This window comes from Shinella kummerowiae (assembly GCF_009827055.1).
Lineage (GTDB): Bacteria > Pseudomonadota > Alphaproteobacteria > Rhizobiales > Rhizobiaceae > Shinella > Shinella kummerowiae.
In genome coordinates, this window is sequence record NZ_WUMK01000001.1 from 199,184 (window position 1) to 215,330 (window position 16,147).

17 protein-coding genes are annotated in these 16,147 nt (G+C 63.0%); 8 read left to right on the forward strand and 9 right to left on the reverse strand.

The genetic code is table 11. The features are described from left to right. The first annotated feature begins 78 nt into the window (after positions 1-78). The gene (locus GR138_RS00960) at positions 79-426 is read left to right on the forward strand and encodes a hypothetical protein (RefSeq protein ID WP_160856746.1); all 348 of its coding nucleotides are present in this window, start codon (positions 79-81) and stop codon (positions 424-426) included. Here the strand turns inward: GR138_RS00960 and GR138_RS00965 are convergent. The 8 genes from GR138_RS00965 to GR138_RS01000 all read right to left on the reverse strand — a co-directional run bounded on the left by GR138_RS00965 (position 411) and on the right by GR138_RS01000 (position 10,285). Further along, entirely contained in the window at positions 411-1,295 is an 885-nt protein-coding gene (locus GR138_RS00965; RefSeq protein ID WP_160856747.1) for a LysR family transcriptional regulator, read from the reverse strand. The two genes, GR138_RS00960 and GR138_RS00965, sit on opposite strands and share 16 nt — an antisense overlap. Before the next feature lie 454 nt (positions 1,296-1,749). Beyond that, positions 1,750-3,849: a vWA domain-containing protein gene (locus GR138_RS00970; RefSeq protein ID WP_160856748.1), complete on the reverse strand. Its 2,100-nt coding sequence runs from the start codon at positions 3,847-3,849 to the stop codon at positions 1,750-1,752. A 14-nt stretch (positions 3,850-3,863) separates the two neighbouring features. Next, positions 3,864-4,385 (reverse strand): sigma-70 family RNA polymerase sigma factor, encoded by a 522-nt coding sequence (locus GR138_RS00975; protein WP_160856749.1) that lies wholly within the window; start codon positions 4,383-4,385, stop codon positions 3,864-3,866. Positions 4,386-4,464: 79 nt separating this feature from the next. Next, a complete protein-coding gene (locus GR138_RS00980; protein WP_246200238.1) occupies positions 4,465-5,157 on the reverse strand; it encodes a phosphodiester glycosidase family protein in 693 nt (230 codons plus the stop codon). A 115-nt stretch (positions 5,158-5,272) separates the two neighbouring features. Beyond that, positions 5,273-5,965, reverse strand: a complete 693-nt coding sequence (locus tag GR138_RS00985) for a ferredoxin family protein (RefSeq protein WP_160856751.1) — start codon at positions 5,963-5,965, stop codon at positions 5,273-5,275. Positions 5,966-6,072: 107 nt separating this feature from the next. Next, positions 6,073-7,650: a trimethylamine methyltransferase family protein gene (locus GR138_RS00990; RefSeq protein ID WP_160856752.1), complete on the reverse strand. Its 1,578-nt coding sequence runs from the start codon at positions 7,648-7,650 to the stop codon at positions 6,073-6,075. A 179-nt stretch (positions 7,651-7,829) separates the two neighbouring features. Next, positions 7,830-9,812, reverse strand: a complete 1,983-nt coding sequence (locus GR138_RS00995; protein WP_160856753.1) for a putative bifunctional diguanylate cyclase/phosphodiesterase — start codon at positions 9,810-9,812, stop codon at positions 7,830-7,832. Next, positions 9,809-10,285 carry a putative pterin-binding protein gene (locus GR138_RS01000; protein WP_160856754.1) on the reverse strand — a complete coding sequence of 159 codons (477 nt, stop codon included), beginning with the start codon at positions 10,283-10,285 and terminating at the stop codon, positions 9,809-9,811. Before GR138_RS01000 ends, GR138_RS00995 begins: the two co-directional genes overlap by 4 nt. 267 nt (positions 10,286-10,552) lie before the next feature. Here GR138_RS01000 and GR138_RS01005 point away from each other — a divergent pair, with 267 nt between their 5' ends. Further along, positions 10,553-11,248, forward strand: coding sequence for a corrinoid protein (locus GR138_RS01005; protein ID WP_160856755.1), 696 nt, complete (start codon positions 10,553-10,555; stop codon positions 11,246-11,248). Positions 11,249-11,307: 59 nt separating this feature from the next. Here the strand turns inward: GR138_RS01005 and GR138_RS01010 are convergent, their stop codons facing one another. Then, positions 11,308-11,451, reverse strand: coding sequence for an entericidin domain-containing protein (locus GR138_RS01010; RefSeq protein WP_246200275.1), 144 nt, complete (start codon positions 11,449-11,451; stop codon positions 11,308-11,310). A 32-nt stretch (positions 11,452-11,483) separates the two neighbouring features. On the opposite strand from GR138_RS01010, the gene GR138_RS01015 reads away from it, so the two are divergent. The 6 genes from GR138_RS01015 (at position 11,484) to GR138_RS01040 (ending at position 16,146) form a co-directional block, all read left to right on the forward strand. Then, a complete protein-coding gene (locus tag GR138_RS01015; protein ID WP_160856757.1) occupies positions 11,484-12,125 on the forward strand; it encodes a DUF1638 domain-containing protein in 642 nt (213 codons plus the stop codon). 100 nt (positions 12,126-12,225) lie between these two features. Beyond that, a complete protein-coding gene (locus GR138_RS01020) occupies positions 12,226-13,008 on the forward strand; it encodes a formyl transferase (RefSeq protein WP_160856758.1) in 783 nt (260 codons plus the stop codon). 110 nt (positions 13,009-13,118) lie between these two features. Continuing rightward, a complete protein-coding gene (locus GR138_RS01025; RefSeq protein ID WP_160856759.1) occupies positions 13,119-13,421 on the forward strand; it encodes a virulence factor in 303 nt (100 codons plus the stop codon). Next, positions 13,414-13,995, forward strand: coding sequence for a methylenetetrahydrofolate reductase C-terminal domain-containing protein (locus GR138_RS01030; RefSeq protein ID WP_160856760.1), 582 nt, complete (start codon positions 13,414-13,416; stop codon positions 13,993-13,995). Before GR138_RS01025 ends, GR138_RS01030 begins: the two co-directional genes overlap by 8 nt. A gap of 3 nt (positions 13,996-13,998) precedes the next feature. Continuing rightward, complete coding sequence (locus GR138_RS01035; RefSeq protein ID WP_160856761.1) at positions 13,999-15,093, forward strand: methylenetetrahydrofolate reductase; 1,095 nt, start codon at positions 13,999-14,001, stop codon at positions 15,091-15,093. A gap of 90 nt (positions 15,094-15,183) precedes the next feature. Then, the gene (locus GR138_RS01040; RefSeq protein WP_160856762.1) at positions 15,184-16,146 is read left to right on the forward strand and encodes a methyltetrahydrofolate cobalamin methyltransferase; all 963 of its coding nucleotides are present in this window, start codon (positions 15,184-15,186) and stop codon (positions 16,144-16,146) included. The last annotated feature ends 1 nt before the right edge of the window (position 16,147 follow it).

Genomic DNA, 16,147 nt, shown 5'->3' on the forward strand with positions numbered 1-16,147 from the left:
TCCAAACATTTCCCGCAGACTTGCGAGGCCTTTTTCCGCGTCCTATCCAAGGACAGGACGATTCTCAGGGGGACGATCATGAGCGCGGATCTTGCAGCCTTTCCGGACCGGGACACCGTGGCCGACAAGCTCGCCGCCCTCGGCGAGGCCGAGCAGGCCTATCTCCGCCTGTTGATGGAAAACGCCAAGCAGGACGAGAACCTGCTGGAAGGTCTCGACCTCTATCTCAACCGGGCCGCCGGCGCCCGGTTCCTCAATTCGCTGAAGCTGGAAAAACTCGGCGAGTGGCTGGGCAACACGGCGCCCGCCCGCTTGCAGATGCGACTGGTCGAAACCGCCCGCTCCAGCCAGCACGCGGCCTTCGCCGCCTTCCGCACCGGGCTGACGCGCTCCGGCGGCCTTGACCGCGCTTACCCGAAAGCCTGATCCGTCATCGCCGCCAGCGGCCCGAAGGATTTGCGGATCAGGTCCGCCATGCCGTCGATCGCCGGCCCGCCGCGCCGCGGATTGCGCTTCAGCACGACGCGCGAGGAATCGACGGTTGGAAATCCGTCCGCAAGGGTGAGCTCCCGCGCACCCGGCGGAATGTTGCTGCGGGCGAGCGGCGCGATGGAAAGCCCGCTCGCAACGGCCGAACGCAGGCCGCTGCTCGTATCACTGGTATAGGCGACGCGGTACGGGATCGCGTAGCGCTCCAGCGAGCGTTGCGCAAATTCCCGGCACCAGACCGACCGCCGGTAGAAGGCGACCGGCACCGGGCGCTCCAGATGCAGGTTATGCGCACTGGACGCCACCCAGACGGTCGGGTCGATTGCCAGAAGCTCACCGGAAATTCCACCGTCCCATTCGAAGATGACCGCCAGATCGAGTTCGTCCGCGTCCAGGGCCTCCATCTGCTGGGCCGTATAGCCGCAGAACACCGTCACCTCGGCACCCGGATGGGTCTCCGCGAAGGCGGCAAGCGCATTGGGCAGGACCGTCTGGTTGTATTCCTCCGGAATGCCGACCCGCACCGGCCCGTCCAGCGGCAGGGTTCGCATCGCCGCCGTCGTCTCGTCGACCAGCCCGACGATGCGCTTGGCATAGGGCAGCAGCCGCTTGCCCTCCACGGTAAGCGCAACGCCGCGCGGGCCACGCTCGAACAGCGTGACGCCGACGGATTCCTCGAGTTTGCGCACCTGCATGCTGACCGCGGATTGGGTGCGTCCGAGCCTGTCTGCCGCATGCGTAACATTGCCGGCATCGGACACGGTGACGAAAATTCTGAGCAGATCGCTTTCAAGAGGAGGATACATGTGGCGCCATCGCTTTTCCTGATGCCTGCCATAATCGCTATTCGTTTGTGAAATGTCTACGCCTTTGCTTGGCTACTTCTCAGCAAGGGAAGGCAAGGCCATGGGAATTTTCGGAAAACTGATGGAAATGGTGGAACGCTATCGTCAGGCGCGGGCCGAACGGGAGGCTTTGCGACTGCTCATCGCGCGCAAGGACGCACGCTTGCTGCGCGATGCCGGGCTGGCACTGCCCGAAGACGGCGAGCCTCGGTGCACGCCGCTGCCGCAAACGAAGGAAAGGCGCTGGACAGCGCCTCTCTTCCGCCTGCCCGCACCGTCTCCCCGCAGGTGGAGCGATGGCGATGGAGCACCATCCTCCTCAAGCATTGCAATCGCAGGAAGACCATCCTGGCATTTCCCTTCTCCCCGGCCACGGGGAGAAGGTCGCCGGCGGGCCGGATAAAGCCGGACTGCCCTACTCCGCCTTCTCGCCGGAAAGACCGCCGGCAAGCTGGACGAGTTTGAGGAACTCCGCCCGGTAGCCGAACGGGTCGTTGCCCTTGGCGGCCTCGGCAAGGCCGAGGATCGACCCATAGGCGTAGTCCTGCAGGGCGGAAACACCCTTCAGCTTCTGCCCGAAGGCGGCGACCGCGACGGAGAAGCGGACATCCGCCGAGGCCGCGTTCACGTCGGTAACCGCATTGGCGTCCGTCACCGGCAGGGTGACGAGTTCGCTGGTGTCGCTATCCGGCTTCTTCCAGCGCATTTTCAGGAAGGCGAGTTCGGACGTGTTCCCGGCAGAGGGCGCCGTCGCCGCCTCTTCCTTGCCATAGCGTAGCGGGTCGTTCAGCACGGCCGGACTGCCCTTCGGCGTCACCTCATAGATCGCCGTCACCCGGTGGCCGGAACCGATGTCGCCGGCATCCACCTTGTCATTGTTGAAATCCTCGCGATTGAGCACGCGGGTCTCATAGCCGACCAGGCGGTACTCGGCGATGCGCTCGGGGTTGAACTCGATCTGGAACTTGACGTCCTTGGCGATCGGGAAGAGCGAGGACCCAGCCTCCTCCACCAGCGTCTTCTGCGCTTCGGCGAGCGTATCGATGTAAGCGGCGGTGCCGTTGCCGTTCTGCGCCAGCGTCTGCATCATGCCGTCATTGTAATTGCCGCGGCCGAAGCCGAGCACGGAGAGGAAGATGCCGCTCTTGCGGCGCTCCTCGATGACACGCTTCAGCTCTTCATCGCTTGCAGGCCCTACATTGAAGTCACCGTCCGTCGCCAGCATGACGCGGTTGACGCCATCCTTCTTGAACGCCTTCTGCGCCAGCCGGTAGGCCGCCTCGATGCCTTCGGCACCAGCCGTCGAACCGCCCGGCTGGAGATTGTCGATGGCGGAAAGGATCGTGTCCCGCTCCTTTGCCTGCGTCGGCTCCAGCACCACGCCGGCATTGCCGGCATAGGTGACGATCGACACCGTATCCGTATCCTTCAGCTTGCCGACAAGCAGGCGGAAGGCGCTCTTGAGCAGCGGCAGCTTGGCCGGCTCGTCCATCGAGCCGGAGACGTCGATGAGGAAGACGAGGTTGGCGGCGGGCTGCTCGGTCGCCACGGTCTCAAAACCCTTGATGCCGATATGGAGCAGCTCCGTGTTCTTGTTCCACGGCGTCGGCATGACGGTGACGGTGGCATTGAACGGCGTCTCCGCCGTCTCGGGCCCCTTCCAGTCATAGGGGAAGTAGTTGACCAGTTCCTCGACACGCACGGCTTCGGCATCCGGCAGGCTGCCGCCGAGCAACGAACCGCGCACATAGGAGTAGGACGCGGTGTCGACATCGGCGGAGAAGGTCGACACCGGATCGGTGGAAACGCTCTTTACCGGGTTCGGATCGGCGGAGGCGAAGCGCTCGCGATCTTCCGGGAGCATGACAATCGCGTCCGCAGTCGCCGAAGGCTGTACGATCGTGCGGCTGAGTGATTGCAAATTGGCGGCCCCGCCGACGGCAAGCGATTCCGACATGACGGCGGCGGCCTTTTCATCATCGCTTTCGGCAAGCGGCGCAGGCTCGGCGGCAAGCATGTCCGTGGCCTGGCCGCTATCCGCGTCCGCAGCGCTGTTGGCCTCCGCAGCCGCCTTCGATTTGGCTGTCGCGCCTCCGAGGTCTTCCGGACGGCTCACGATAACAGCGGTTTCCTCAGCGGTGATGTCGTTCTTCTTTGCCTCCTGCTTGCGGGCGCGAACATCCTGATTGACGGGCTTCGCCGCAATCTCCGTCTCCGCGGTCAGCGGGACGGTGCCGTTGCGCACCAGTTCATAGGTCACGAGGCCGGCGACGGGCACGGCGAGAAGCGTGGCAAGGGCCGAGCCGGCGAGAAGTCTGCGGTTCATGATGGGGCTCCATATCCAGTTGAACATGGAGCTTCGACGCCCGCCGTCGGTCGATCCTTGGGGAGCGGTCGCAATTTTTTCATCGCCGTCAAAAGCCTGCATCGCGGCGGCAAGCGCTTGCCCGCGCGCCGCAGGATCAGCGGCCGGCGGTGTGCGGCGGGCGAGTTTGTCCAGGTCGAGATCGGTCATCGTCTATCCTTCCGTCACGCGGCGGCATCGCGCAAAAGCACCTTCAGGCGCTTGCGGGCCTCGTGCACATGCCAGGAAATCGTCGTTTCGGCGCAGCCCAGCACCTCGGCCGCGGCGGCATGGTTCAGGCCTTCGCCGTAAATGAGCAGCACGGCGTCGCGCTGCTTGTCGGGAAGCTGGCGCACGGCCTGCCACAGGTCTTCGCTGCCGTCGTCACCGGGGCTGTTCTCTTGTACCGCCTGATCACGCAGATACGCCGCATCGCGCCATTCGGCCCGGCGGCGCTTGCGCATCTGGTCGCGCGCAGCATTCAGCGTCACGGAATAGAGCCAGGTGCCGAAACGGCTCGCCCCCTTGAAACCGCGGATGGCGCCGGCGAGGCGTATGCACACCTCCTGCGCCACATCCTCGGCATCCTGCCGGTCGCCGCACCATCGCCAGGCGACAGCATGGATGAAATCATATCGGCTTTCGATCAGCGCGGCGAAGGCCTGCCGATCTCCCAATGCCGCCTTTTCGACGAGTTCTGTTTCCACGGGTCCATCCCGATTGCAGTGCACTAACCTCTACGACGTCCGTCAGGCGGCAATCCTTGGGTGGCGGCGAAGATTTTTCTCAGCCCGGCAGATTTTTCACGACGGCGATGATCGTGCCCATCCTGGCATCACGGTCATGGCGCCGGATTTCCGGGGAGTAGAGACTGGAAATACTGCCATCGAGAAACAGCGCATTCTGGCATTGCAGCCGGTCGCGGAAGAGCGTCGCGAAATCGTGGAACCGTACCGGGTCGTTCGAGATTGCGAAGGCAACGCGGCCATCCGGCAGGATGCCGACGCCGTTGCGGATCTGCAGGCTCGTGCCGTCCGCCAGAAACCGTGGGTGGATTGCGCCATCGACGAGCAGCATCGGCCCGGATTGCGTCGCGTCTCGCGGCGAAAGCCCCGCCTTCGCATAGGCCTCCGTCTCCATCACGCCGGCCTTGCCGTCATGCACCCAGAACACACCATTCGGCTTGAGGAAGAAATTGCCGAATGCATCGCCCCTGTTGAGCGCGCCCGTTTCCCGGCCATGCTCGACCAGCAGCCCGACCGGGCCGTAATCCGCATGGTACATGCCGCCATTCATGGCAAAGCTCATATGCTGCCGGTTCCGCAGGAGATATGTGTTCAACTGGTCATAGCTCGCGCCGCCAGCCCCCAGCGTTGCCGCACCGTAAAGCCGGATCGTCGCCTTCGCCGGATCGAAGGTGCACACGGTATAGCGGCCGGAAAGATGCTCGATCGCGGCACAGTTCGGCGGCTCGGCCATGGCAGTGCTCCGCAAGGCTAAAGTGGCAAAGAAAAAGACGAAAAACAGAAGAACACGCATGCCTCTTGGCTCGTCTGCCAATGCGGCGAATTTAGCGACGCGGTTGTGCGAAAGATCACAGCGACAGCGCCGCCATATGAAAACGAAGCTGATCGCTATTGTAGCGGTAGGCTGCACCGACCGGACAGGCGGCACGGGCGAGACAGCCCGACCCCATGCAGCCTCCCTGCCCTTCCGGCGATCGCAAATGCCCGCGACAGGCCGGTACGTCAAAGACAGCCGGGCGCACCGCGCCGGCGGGACAGGTGGCGAGGCATGGTTTGTCGGGACAGTGCTCACAGGGATGCGGTGCCCCTGCTGCCGGGACATGGTCGACCCGGTCCGCAAAACCGAGCGCACCCCGATAGCCATGCCAGAGCCCATAGACGGGGTGAATGAGGATGCCAAGCGGCGAGGCTTTCAGGCCCTCCGCACGCATTGCCCATTGCTGGAACGGTTGCCAGGGTGGATCGGAGGGGAACCAGGGCGTGGCATTCGCTGTATCGGCGACGGCCCGGATGACGTCCTTCGACCAAGTATCAAGGGGGTCGCTGCCGCCCCGATCCGGCCTCTGCCCCTGCCAGCGCGAAAAGGCCGGCCAAAGCGAACTGCCGATATTGCCGATGAGCACGACGCTCGCCGCAGGGCTGCCATCCGACAGCGTCGGCACGGCCTCCCCTTCGGAAAAATTGACGCTACCGCGCAAAAAAAGACCGTGCGGCTCGAGAGCCGCACGGATCGTGTCGAGATCGGGGCGACGCGCCCTCACTTGGTCACGTCTCCCTTGAGTTCATAGTGCGGGCGCCAGACTTCCTTCTGGATCATGTCTGCCACCCGTGTCGCTCCGCCTTGCTCCCTGGCGCGATCGGGACCCTTTCAGGTGAAGGCGTCCGGCATCGAGTTCTTGCGGTTCGCGACATAGGCGAGCAGCGCATCGTCTATCGCCGGATCGAGATAGGGCGCCTCGAAGCTTTCCAGCCAGGTGCGGCAGAGCGCATTGGCCCGCTCTTCGATACGCTTCTGGCCTTCGATTTCCCACTGCTCGAACGAGTTGTTGTCGGCGAGCGGCGAGCGGTAGAAAGCGGTCTGGAAGTTGGCCTGGGTATGGGCGCAGCCAAGATAGTGGCTGCCCGGGCCGACTTCGCGGATAGCATCGAGCGCCTGCGCGTTTTCGGAAAGGTCCACGCCCTCGGCCAGCTTCTGCATCATGCCGAGCTGGTCCTGGTCGATCATGAACTTTTCATAGGACGAGACGAGACCGCCTTCGAGCCAGCCGGCCGCATGCAGCACGAAATTCGTGCCGGCGAGCAGCGTCATGTTGATCGTGTTGGCCGATTCGTGGGCCGCCTGCGCATCCGGAACCTTGGAACCGCAGAGCGAGCCGCCGGTGCGGAACGGAATACCCAGACGACGGGCAAGCTGGGCCGCGCCATAGGAGACGAGCGATGGCTCCGGCGAACCGAAGGTCGGTGCACCCGACTGCATGGAAATCGACGCCGCAAAGGTGCCGAACAGCACCGGCGCACCCTTGCGGATGAGCTGGGTGAAGGCGGCACCGGCGAGAACCTCGGCGAGAATCTGCGTCAGCGTACCGGCGACCGTGACCGGGCTCATGGCGCCCGACAGGATGAACGGCGAGACGACACAGGCCTGGTTGTGACGGGCATAGACCTTCAGCGCACCGACCATGGTCTCGTCGAAAACCATCGGCGAGTTGGCGTTGATGAGGTTCAGCGTCACGCAATTGTTCTCGACGAACTCGTCGCCGAAGACGAGCTTCGCCATGGCGATCGTATCTTCCGCGCGTTCCGGCGCGGTGACCGAGCCCATGAACGGCTTGTCGGAATATTTGATGTGGCTGTAGACCATGTCCAGGTGACGCTTGTTCACCGGAACGTCGACCGGCTCGCAGACGGTGCCGCCGGACGAGTGGATGGACGGCGCCATATAGGCAAGCTTCACGAAATTGCGGAAATCCTCGATCGTCGCATAACGACGGTTGCCCTCGAGGTCGCGCACGAAGGGCGGGCCGTAGACGGGAGCGAAAACGGTCGCCTTGCCGCCGATCTGCACGTTGCGCTCGGGATTGCGCGCATGCCAGGTGAAGCTGGACGGTGCCGTCTTCAGGAGTTCACGGCAGAGACCCTTCGGAAAATGCACGCGCTCGCCGCGCACGTCCGCGCCGGCTTCCCTCCAGAGCTGAAGCGCTTCCGGATCTTCGCGGAACTCGATGCCGATCTCTTCAAGAATGAGGTCGGCATTCGCCTCGATCAGCGCCAGGCCGTCCTCGTCGAGGACCTCGTATTCCTTGATCTTGCGGGTGATGTAGGGCAGCGACGGGCCAGGACCGCCCCCCGTGCGCGACGCACGCCGCGCGGCAGCACCACGACCCTCGCGCGAGCGGCGACCGCCGCCCTCTCCCTGTCCGGCTGCCATTTGAGATGTGTCGTCCATGTCAATTCCTCTCAAGCACGCCACCCTGGCGGCCCTGTAACCGCTTCGATCCTAAACAATGCCGCAAAAGGGACATTCCTAAAAGCGCCACGGGCGTCCCTGATAACGAAAAGCAGCCCGGCGCGGAATGGCGAAAGACCTGCCCGTTCAAAAACAGTGCTGGATAAAGGAGTGAGCGCTCAGCGGACGGCACGCAAGGTGCGCTTCTCGACCGGCAGGGGCTTGCCGAGCAGGAATGGCAACAACAGAAGCGGCTTCATCGGGCGGGCAAAATGGTAGCCCTGCGCGAACGGAATGCCGAGGCTTTGAAGAGCGGCAAACTGCTCCGCCGTTTCCACCCCCTCCGCAACCACATCCATGCCGAGATCCGCGGCCATGCGGCCGATCCCGCGCACGATGTCGACGGTGCGCGCCGAACTCGTCACGTTGTCGATCAACGACTTGTCGAGTTTGACGCGGCGAAACTCCAGGCCTGCCAGGCGCCCGAGATTGGAGTAGCCGCGCCCGAAATCGTCCACGGCGAAGTCGATGCCGCCGTCGCGCAGATGTTCGATGTTGCGTAGAACCGTCTCGCTTTCGTCCATCATCGCATCTTCGGTCAGCTCCAGCAGCAGGCCGCCCCTCTGAACGGCATGCCGGTGCACGACGTCGATCACCGCGTCCGAAAACCGTTCGAGCGTGAGAAGACGCGGTGAAACGTTGACGGCAACCTGAAGGTCGCGGCCACAGGCTCCGAGCGTGCTGCGGATATTGCAGGCCCGCTCGATGACGAACAATGTCAGCGGCAGGATTTCACTCGCTTGCTCCGCCGCGACGACGAGTTCATGAGGGTCGATCAGGCCGAGATCCGGATGCTCCCAGCGAACCAGCGCTTCAAGGCTGGTGACGCGCCCATCGGCGAGCGAAACGATCGGCTGGAATGCGACATCGATCTGCCCCGTCTCGATCGCGGAGCGGATCTCCACCTGGAGGGCCTGCTTGCGGTGGCTCATGGCCATGATGTCGGGCGTGGTAAAACGGATGCAGTTGCGACCGGCCGCCTTTGCGACATAGAGCGCGGCATCCGCATCCCTCATCATCTGCTCGGGCGTGGCGCCCATGCGGGCGTCGTCGATATGGGCGATGCCGAGACTGGCGGAAATGCGCACGGGCTTGCCATCGAAGAAACAGCCGGTGGAGACGCGCGCCACGGCCGCCTCCGCATAGTGGCGCGCCCGCTCCCGCGATCCGTCGAGCAGAATGGCGAACTCGTCGCCGCCGAGTCGAGAGACGATATCCCCCTCCAGGCGCAGGCTATCGAGAATTTCGGCGACCGCCTTCAGCACATGATCGCCGGCCGCATGGCCGAGCGTGTCGTTGACGCCCTTGAAACCGTCGAGATCGACGAGCACGACGGCAAAACTCCCCTGCATGGATTGTTCGGCGAGCGCCTCCTCGAAATGGCGGCGGTTCGCGATGCCGGTCAGATGATCCGACGCGAGCAGGCGCCGCTTGTCTTCAAGCGCCACCTTCAGGCGGCGATTGATCCGCCGAGACAGGGACAGTTCCACCAGGACGTAGATGAGCACGAGACAGGAAAGGCCGACGAACTCGATCTGTATCGACCGGAGATCGTCGAGGCTTTGTCTTTCCTTTTCCACCAGTTCCCGAAGCTGATTGCGCCGCGCGGTATACGAGCGATCGCTGTATTCCAGAAGCGGCGCCTGAAACTCCATGGCAAAGTCGCCGACCTGCTTGTAGCTCGCCGGATTTCCGGCTTCCAGGGCAAGAACCGCCGCGTCCAGCCTGGGAAGGCTCGCGAAGACGCGCGAAACGATCGCGGTCTCGCGCACCTCGCCGCTGGCCAGCGCATCCCTGTAGCTCGCGGTCCGCAGCGTATCCATCCGCGACCAGAAGATATCGAGCGCGAACCGCACATCCTCCCGGCTGACGGTGCCGTCGCCCTGGGTGAAGCGGTAAGCCTTGTTGAGAAGGTCGTTGAACTCCATCTCCGACCGCGTCGCTTCTTCAAAGCGCGCCGAGTTGAACAGCCGGAGATTGATGCCGTCCGCGACCTTCTTGACGCCGTCCTGCCCGACAACAAGCATCACCGCGAGAAGGCCAAGCATGGCGGGGAAGCGAATCCAGAGGAGGCCCGACGCGTTGAGCCGCGGAATTTTCATTTTACGACAAGGTCCTTAAGCTGCCAGATGCTGCGTGCCTCGTAGACCGGATCCTTCTGGAGCTCGGTATGCTTGCCGGTCGGATAAATGATCCAGGCAGGCCCCTTGCTCCGGACCGTGAGCCGCTCCCCGTCCATCTCGATCGCGGCGATCACGTCGAGCGTGGTGAAATCGGCCATTGGGATCTCGACCTCATATTTGTCGAGCGCAACAGCGGCAGCGGTCGTGCCCTCTACGCCCGCCGCCTTTAGGACGTCGCGTATCAGCGGCCCGCGCACCTGATGCAACGCATCGTCCATGCCGGGCGCCAGCGCCTTGTAGGTGACGGTGCCCAATTTCTCGACCACCGCTTCGGTCACCGGAAAATCCCCTTTGGCGCTTCGGACGGTAAACAGCACATCGTCAGCATGGGCGAACGGCGCACTTACGAGGAGTGTGGCAAGAACGAGCAGGTGTTGCAGGATGGAGCGCATGGGAGGATCCTTCGGTGTCATCCCATCAAATATTCATGAAGCCTTAAAAAGCGGTTATTACAATTATTAATACAGCAGAAGCTGGTCGGCGCCCCGGGCGCCGGTCGACGAAACTGCCGCTTCGCCAACTGACGAAAATGCGACATCGTCGCAATTCGCCCAGCACGGCGTCGCAATCGAAAACGCTTTGCAATGCAATGACGCTAACTGTATTCAACGATAGAACCCCGAAAGCACGCGTATCGCTTTCAATATGTGAGGATTGCCATGTCTGACGACGAAATCATTCTTGCCGATCTCTCCGACGAAGAACTTGTGCAGCAGATGCACGACGACCTCTACGACGGCTTGAAAGAGGAAATCGAAGAGGGCACGAACATCCTGCTCGAGCGCGGCTGGGCGCCCTACGACGTCCTGACCCAGGCGCTCGTCGAAGGCATGCGTATCGTCGGCGTCGACTTCCGCGACGGCATTCTCTTCGTTCCGGAAGTTCTGCTTTCGGCCAACGCCATGAAGGCCGGCATGCATATCCTTCGTCCGCTGCTCGCCGCCACCGGTGCGCCGAAGCAGGGCAAGATGGTGATCGGCACCGTCAAGGGCGACATCCACGACATCGGCAAGAACCTCGTCGGCATGATGATGGAAGGCGCCGGCTTCGACGTTATCGACCTCGGCATCAACAACCCGGTCGAAAACTATCTCGAAGCCATCGAGCGCGAGCAGCCGGATATCCTCGGCATGTCGGCGCTTTTGACCACCACCATGCCCTACATGAAGGTCGTCATCGACACGATGAAGGAAAAGGGCCTGCGCGACGACTACGTCGTGCTTGTCGGCGGCGCGCCGCTGAACGAGGAATTCGGCAAGGCCGTCGGCGCTGACGCCTACTGCCGTGACGCCGCGGTGGCTGTCGAAACGGCCAAGGAATTCATGAAACGCAAGCACAACATGCTTGCCGGCTGAGCCCAGACGTTAAATTCCGGACGGCGCCGCCTTGAAACGGCGCCGTTCGTTGACGACTTTTAGTTTGCGGCGTTTTCTACGCTTCGGCCGGCGTCCTGTGTCGCATCCACGGCATTGGCCGTATCCCGTCCCATGCCGCGAATGGTGTTGCCGCAGGCGCTGAGTGCCAGAAGTGCGGCGAGAACGATGCTGATGCGGGTCATATTTGTCCCAGTCATGGTCGGGGTCCCTCTACATGGATGTGGTTGACACAGAACTTCAGTTCGGAAGTCCGACGCAGGAACGCACGAACGCGAAAAAAGTTCGCGTGATCGCCTGCGGTGCGATCGCCCGCGAGATTCTGGCCATTCGCGACGCCAACGCACTCGATCATATCGACCTTCTCTGTCTTCCCGCCATCTGGCATGCCCATCCGGAAAAGATCGCCCCCGGCGTTGAAAAGGCCGTCGAAGAGGCCCGCGCCGAAGGCTTTGAGCGCATCTTCGTCGGCTATGCCGATTGCGGCACCGGCGGCCTGCTCGATAAGGTGTGCGAGCGGCTCGGCGTCGAGCGCATCGCCGGACCGCACTGTTATTCCTTCTTCGCCGGCAACGAGGCCTTCGCCGCGACGGATGACGACGTCACCGCATTCTTCCTCACTGATTTCCTCGCCCGCCAGTTCCGCGCCTTCGTCATCGAGCCGCTTGGCCTCGATCGCCACCCGCAACTGAAAGACATGTATTTCGGCAACTACACCAAGGTCGTCTATCTCTCGCAGATCGAGGACGAGGCGTTGCAGAAGAAGGCGAAGGAGGCCGCAGACTATCTTGGCCTCGCCTACGAATACCGCTTCACCGGCTATGGCGACCTGACGGGCGAACTCCTGCGGGCCCGCTAACCATTCCTTAGCCCTGCACTGTAAATCCGCCATCGCAGTTACCCCTTCCTAAGCCCTGCCTAAGATGATGCGCGCCCAAAGACATGGGCGAGGCAAGGACATGGCGGAACGCGACATACGGACGGAAACGGTGGCGGTGCTCATCCAGCCCGGCCCGAATCCGGAAACCGTCGTTAACGCCGTAAAGACCGTCTTCCCAAACCTCGTCGTCATCGAGGAGCAGCCGGAATCGAAAAAGCTGTTCATCAGGCGGCGCGCACGAAAGCTCGGCTGGGTGCAAACACTCGGCCAGCTCGCCACCATGATCGTGTCGAAATACGGAAAACGCTTCACGACCAAACGCGCGGCAGAAATCCTTGAGGAATTCGGCGCAAACCCTCTCGTCGACTCGACAATCCGCCGTGTGGCCGTTCCGTCTGCCGACAGCCCGGACTTTCTGAAGGTCCTTGCGGACATCCAGCCGGCGGTCCTGCTGCTTGTCAGCACCCGTATGCTGAAGGCGGGGACGCTGGATGCGATCTCCTGCCCGGTTCTCAATTTCCATGCAGGCATCAACCCGCAATATCGCGGTCTCCAGGGTGGGTACTGGTCGCTTGTCATGGCGGACGCGGAGAATTTCGGCGCCACGGTGCATCTCGTCGATGCTGGCGTGGACACCGGCGGCGTGCTCTACCAGCAGCGAATTCGCCCCTCCAAACGCGACACGATGCAGACCTATCCGCTACTCCAGACGGCGGCCTCTACGGGCATCATTCTCGACGCCTTGCAGGACGCCGTGACCGGCAACCTCAAGCCTTTGAAAATAGCGGCACCCTCGCGGCAATGGTATCATCCGCCGATCTGGACGTGGCTCTGGAACGGCGTGACGCGCGGCATCTGGTAAATCCCCGGGGACAGGGAAATCCCGCGTCGTTTTTGAGCATGGGGCAGTCGTGGCGAGTGAAGCCCGCGACGCGGCCACACAGCATTGTCAGCACGAGGAGAATTTTCGACATGGCAGACCGCATCATCGTCTACTGGCGTGACATCCCCGCCCAGGTCATCATCAAGAAGGGCCGCACGACGGCCAAGCGCGAACTGTCGCTACGCTTCACAGAGGCAATCGACATGTGCGCAATGCGCACGGGTGCCGCCGAAACCGACGATTACCTCGCCGAATGGCGCAAGGCTGATCCGGTGCAAGTTTCCGACGACCTCGAAGCCGAAGCTGACAAGGCCGCCGCCGAATTCGAGGAAGCCTACGACCGCGAACGCCTCGTCAGCCTGGTCAAATCCGGAGGCCGCGAGAATGGCTGACCCGAAACCCGGCAATGCCGCGCCTGCCTCGAAGGCCGCCACAGGCGCCTTCACACCGGCTGGCGTGTCGCCGAGCCGCCGCGCGCGCCGCAAATATACGGTCCGCCTCTGGGCCGTGCGCAATTCCCGTTTCCTGGAATGGTTCTACCACCGTTTCGCCGACGTCTTCCTGCTGCTGCATCCGGTGTGGAAACTCTTCGGCTACCAGCGCGTTGAACGGCCGATCACCTTCGTCGAAAAGCACGTGAAGGGTTTCCTCTTCGACTGTCGCATGTGCGGGCAGTGCGCACTGTCGTCCACGGGCATGTCCTGCCCGATGAACTGTCCCAAGCAGCTTCGCAACGGCCCGTGCGGCGGCGTTCGCGCCAATGGCAATTGCGAAGTGGAGCCGGATATGCCCTGCGTCTGGGTCCAGGCCTGGAAGGGCTCGCAGAACATGACCAAGGGGAATGCCATCATGAACGTGCAGAAGCCGGTGAACCAGTCGCTGCGCGAAACCTCCTCCTGGCTGCGCGTGACGGCCGAAGCCGCCGCGGCGCGTGAAGCCGCGGCAGCGGCCGGAAAGGACGCCTGATCCATGGCGCATATCGACGAGAACCCGCTGGGTGCCCACCTGCCGCTCGATCCCCTGCCCGGCCACTCCTCGCTTGGCCGGTTGGAACGCGTTCTGCGGCGCGGCGAGTTCGCGGTCACCACCGAACTCAACCCGCCGGACAGCGCCAATCCGGAAGACGTCTACGAACGCGCCGCGATCTTCGACGGCTGGGTGGACGGCATCAACGCCGTCGATGCGTCGGGCGCCAATTGCCACATGTCTTCCGTCGGCATCTGCGCACTGCTCACCCGCATGGGCTATGCGCCAATCATGCAGATCGCCTGCCGCGACAAGAACCGCATCGCCATCCAGGGCGACGTTCTCGGTGGTGCGGCCATGGGCGTGACGAACATGATGTGCCTGACCGGCGATGGCGTTCAGGCCGGCGACCAGCCGGGAGCAAAACCCGTCTTCGACCTCGACTGCATGTCCTTGCTCGAAACCGTGCGCATCATGCGCGACAACGGAAAATTCCTGTCGGGCCGCAAGCTGACCACACCGCCGAAGGTTTTTCTCGGCGCTGCCATCAATCCCTTCGCCCCACCTTACGATTTCCGCCCGTACCGCCTCGGCAAGAAGATCGAAGCCGGCGCGCAGTTCGTGCAGAGCCAATATTGCTTCGACGTACCGATGTTCCGCGAATACATGAAGAAGGTTCGCGACCTCGGCCTGCACGAAAAGTGCTTCATCCTCGTCGGCGTCGGCCCCATGGCGTCGGCCAAGACGGCAAAGTGGATCCGCTCCAACGTGCCCGGCATCCACATCCCCGATTCCGTCATCACGCGTCTGGAAGGCGCGCAGGACCAGAAAAAGGAAGGCAAACAGCTCTGCATCGACATCATCAACGAGGTGAAGGAGATCGAGGGCGTTTCCGGCGTGCACGTCATGGCCTACCGCCAGGAAGAATATGTCGCAGAGATCGTGCATGATTCCGGCGTGCTGAAGGGTCGCAAGCCCTGGAAGCGCGAACCGAACCCCGTCGACCAGCTTGTGGCCGAGCGCATCGAGAGAACACGCGAAGGCGTCGAACAGAACCAGCAGCAGATGGCGGAAAAAGCCGCCCATCACCCCCATTGATCGCGCGCCGGCCACAAGCCGGAACGCCGCTTGTAACACCGGAAATCGCGCGCTAGACGTGGTCGAGCGCCCCGCCCCAGAGGACACTAAATGACACGCACCATCGTCGCCTCGGCCACCCGCGAAATCATCATCGGTTTCGACCAGCCCTTCTGCGTCATCGGCGAACGCATCAACCCGACCGGCCGCAAGAAGCTCGCCGCCGAGATGATCGTGGGCAACTTCGACACCGTCATCAAGGACGCGCTGGAACAGGTCGCCGCCGGCGCGACGATGCTCGACATCAATGCGGGCGTCACCTCGGTCAACCCGAACGAGACCGAGCCGGGCCTGCTCGTCCAGACGCTGGAAATCGTCCAGGGCCTCGTCGATATTCCGCTCGCCATCGACAGTTCGGTCACCGCCGCCATCGAGGCCGGCCTCAAGGTCGCCAAGGGCCGCCCGCTGGTCAACTCCGTCACGGGTGAGGAAGAGAAGCTCGAAGCGATCCTGCCGCTCGTCAAGAAATACGACGTTCCGGTCGTTGCCATCTCGAACGACGAGACGGGCATCTCGATGGATCCGGACGTGCGCTTCGCCGTCGCCAAGAAGATCGTCGAGCGCGCCATGGATCATGGCATCAAGCCGCACGACATCGTCGTCGACCCGCTGGTCATGCCGATCGGAGCGCTCGGTGATGCCGGCCGCCAGGTCTTCCAGCTGCTCTATCGCCTGCGCAACGAGCTGAAGGTCAACACGACCTGCGGCCTTTCCAACATCTCCTTCGGCCTGCCGCACCGTCACGGCATCAATGCCGGCTTCATCCCGATGGTCATCGGCGCCGGCATGACGTCGGCCATCATGAACCCCTGCCGTCCGCAGGAAATGGAGGCCGTGCGCGCCGCCAACGTGCTCAACGGCACCGATGCGAATTGCTCCAACTGGATCATGACCTACCGCGATCACAAGCCAGCGGAAGGCGGTGCCGTTGCAGCAGCGTCTGCAAGCCCGGCGGCCGGCGGTCGCCGTGGTGGTCGTGCTGCCCGCGCCGGCGCCGGCGCGGCACGAGAATAAC

Excerpts from the sequence above, each read along its gene's own strand:
- GR138_RS01040 (WP_160856762.1), top strand. The coding sequence starts at position 15,184 with ATGACACGCACCATCGTCGCCTCGGCCACCCGCGAAATCATCATCGGT.
- GR138_RS01005 (WP_160856755.1), top strand. The coding sequence starts at position 10,553 with ATGTCTGACGACGAAATCATTCTTGCCGATCTCTCCGACGAAGAACTT.
- GR138_RS00995 (WP_160856753.1), bottom strand. The coding sequence starts at position 9,812 with ATGAAAATTCCGCGGCTCAACGCGTCGGGCCTCCTCTGGATTCGCTTC.
- GR138_RS01010 (WP_246200275.1), bottom strand. The coding sequence starts at position 11,451 with ATGACCCGCATCAGCATCGTTCTCGCCGCACTTCTGGCACTCAGCGCC.
- GR138_RS01020 (WP_160856758.1), top strand. The coding sequence starts at position 12,226 with ATGGCGGAACGCGACATACGGACGGAAACGGTGGCGGTGCTCATCCAG.
- GR138_RS01035 (WP_160856761.1), top strand. The coding sequence starts at position 13,999 with ATGGCGCATATCGACGAGAACCCGCTGGGTGCCCACCTGCCGCTCGAT.
- GR138_RS00980 (WP_246200238.1), bottom strand. The coding sequence starts at position 5,157 with ATGGCCGAGCCGCCGAACTGTGCCGCGATCGAGCATCTTTCCGGCCGC.
- GR138_RS01015 (WP_160856757.1), top strand. The coding sequence starts at position 11,484 with ATGGATGTGGTTGACACAGAACTTCAGTTCGGAAGTCCGACGCAGGAA.
- GR138_RS00960 (WP_160856746.1), top strand. The coding sequence starts at position 79 with ATGAGCGCGGATCTTGCAGCCTTTCCGGACCGGGACACCGTGGCCGAC.
- GR138_RS01030 (WP_160856760.1), top strand. The coding sequence starts at position 13,414 with ATGGCTGACCCGAAACCCGGCAATGCCGCGCCTGCCTCGAAGGCCGCC.
- GR138_RS00970 (WP_160856748.1), bottom strand. The coding sequence starts at position 3,849 with ATGACCGATCTCGACCTGGACAAACTCGCCCGCCGCACACCGCCGGCC.
- GR138_RS00990 (WP_160856752.1), bottom strand. The coding sequence starts at position 7,650 with ATGGACGACACATCTCAAATGGCAGCCGGACAGGGAGAGGGCGGCGGT.
- GR138_RS00965 (WP_160856747.1), bottom strand. The coding sequence starts at position 1,295 with ATGTATCCTCCTCTTGAAAGCGATCTGCTCAGAATTTTCGTCACCGTG.
- GR138_RS01000 (WP_160856754.1), bottom strand. The coding sequence starts at position 10,285 with ATGCGCTCCATCCTGCAACACCTGCTCGTTCTTGCCACACTCCTCGTA.
- GR138_RS01025 (WP_160856759.1), top strand. The coding sequence starts at position 13,119 with ATGGCAGACCGCATCATCGTCTACTGGCGTGACATCCCCGCCCAGGTC.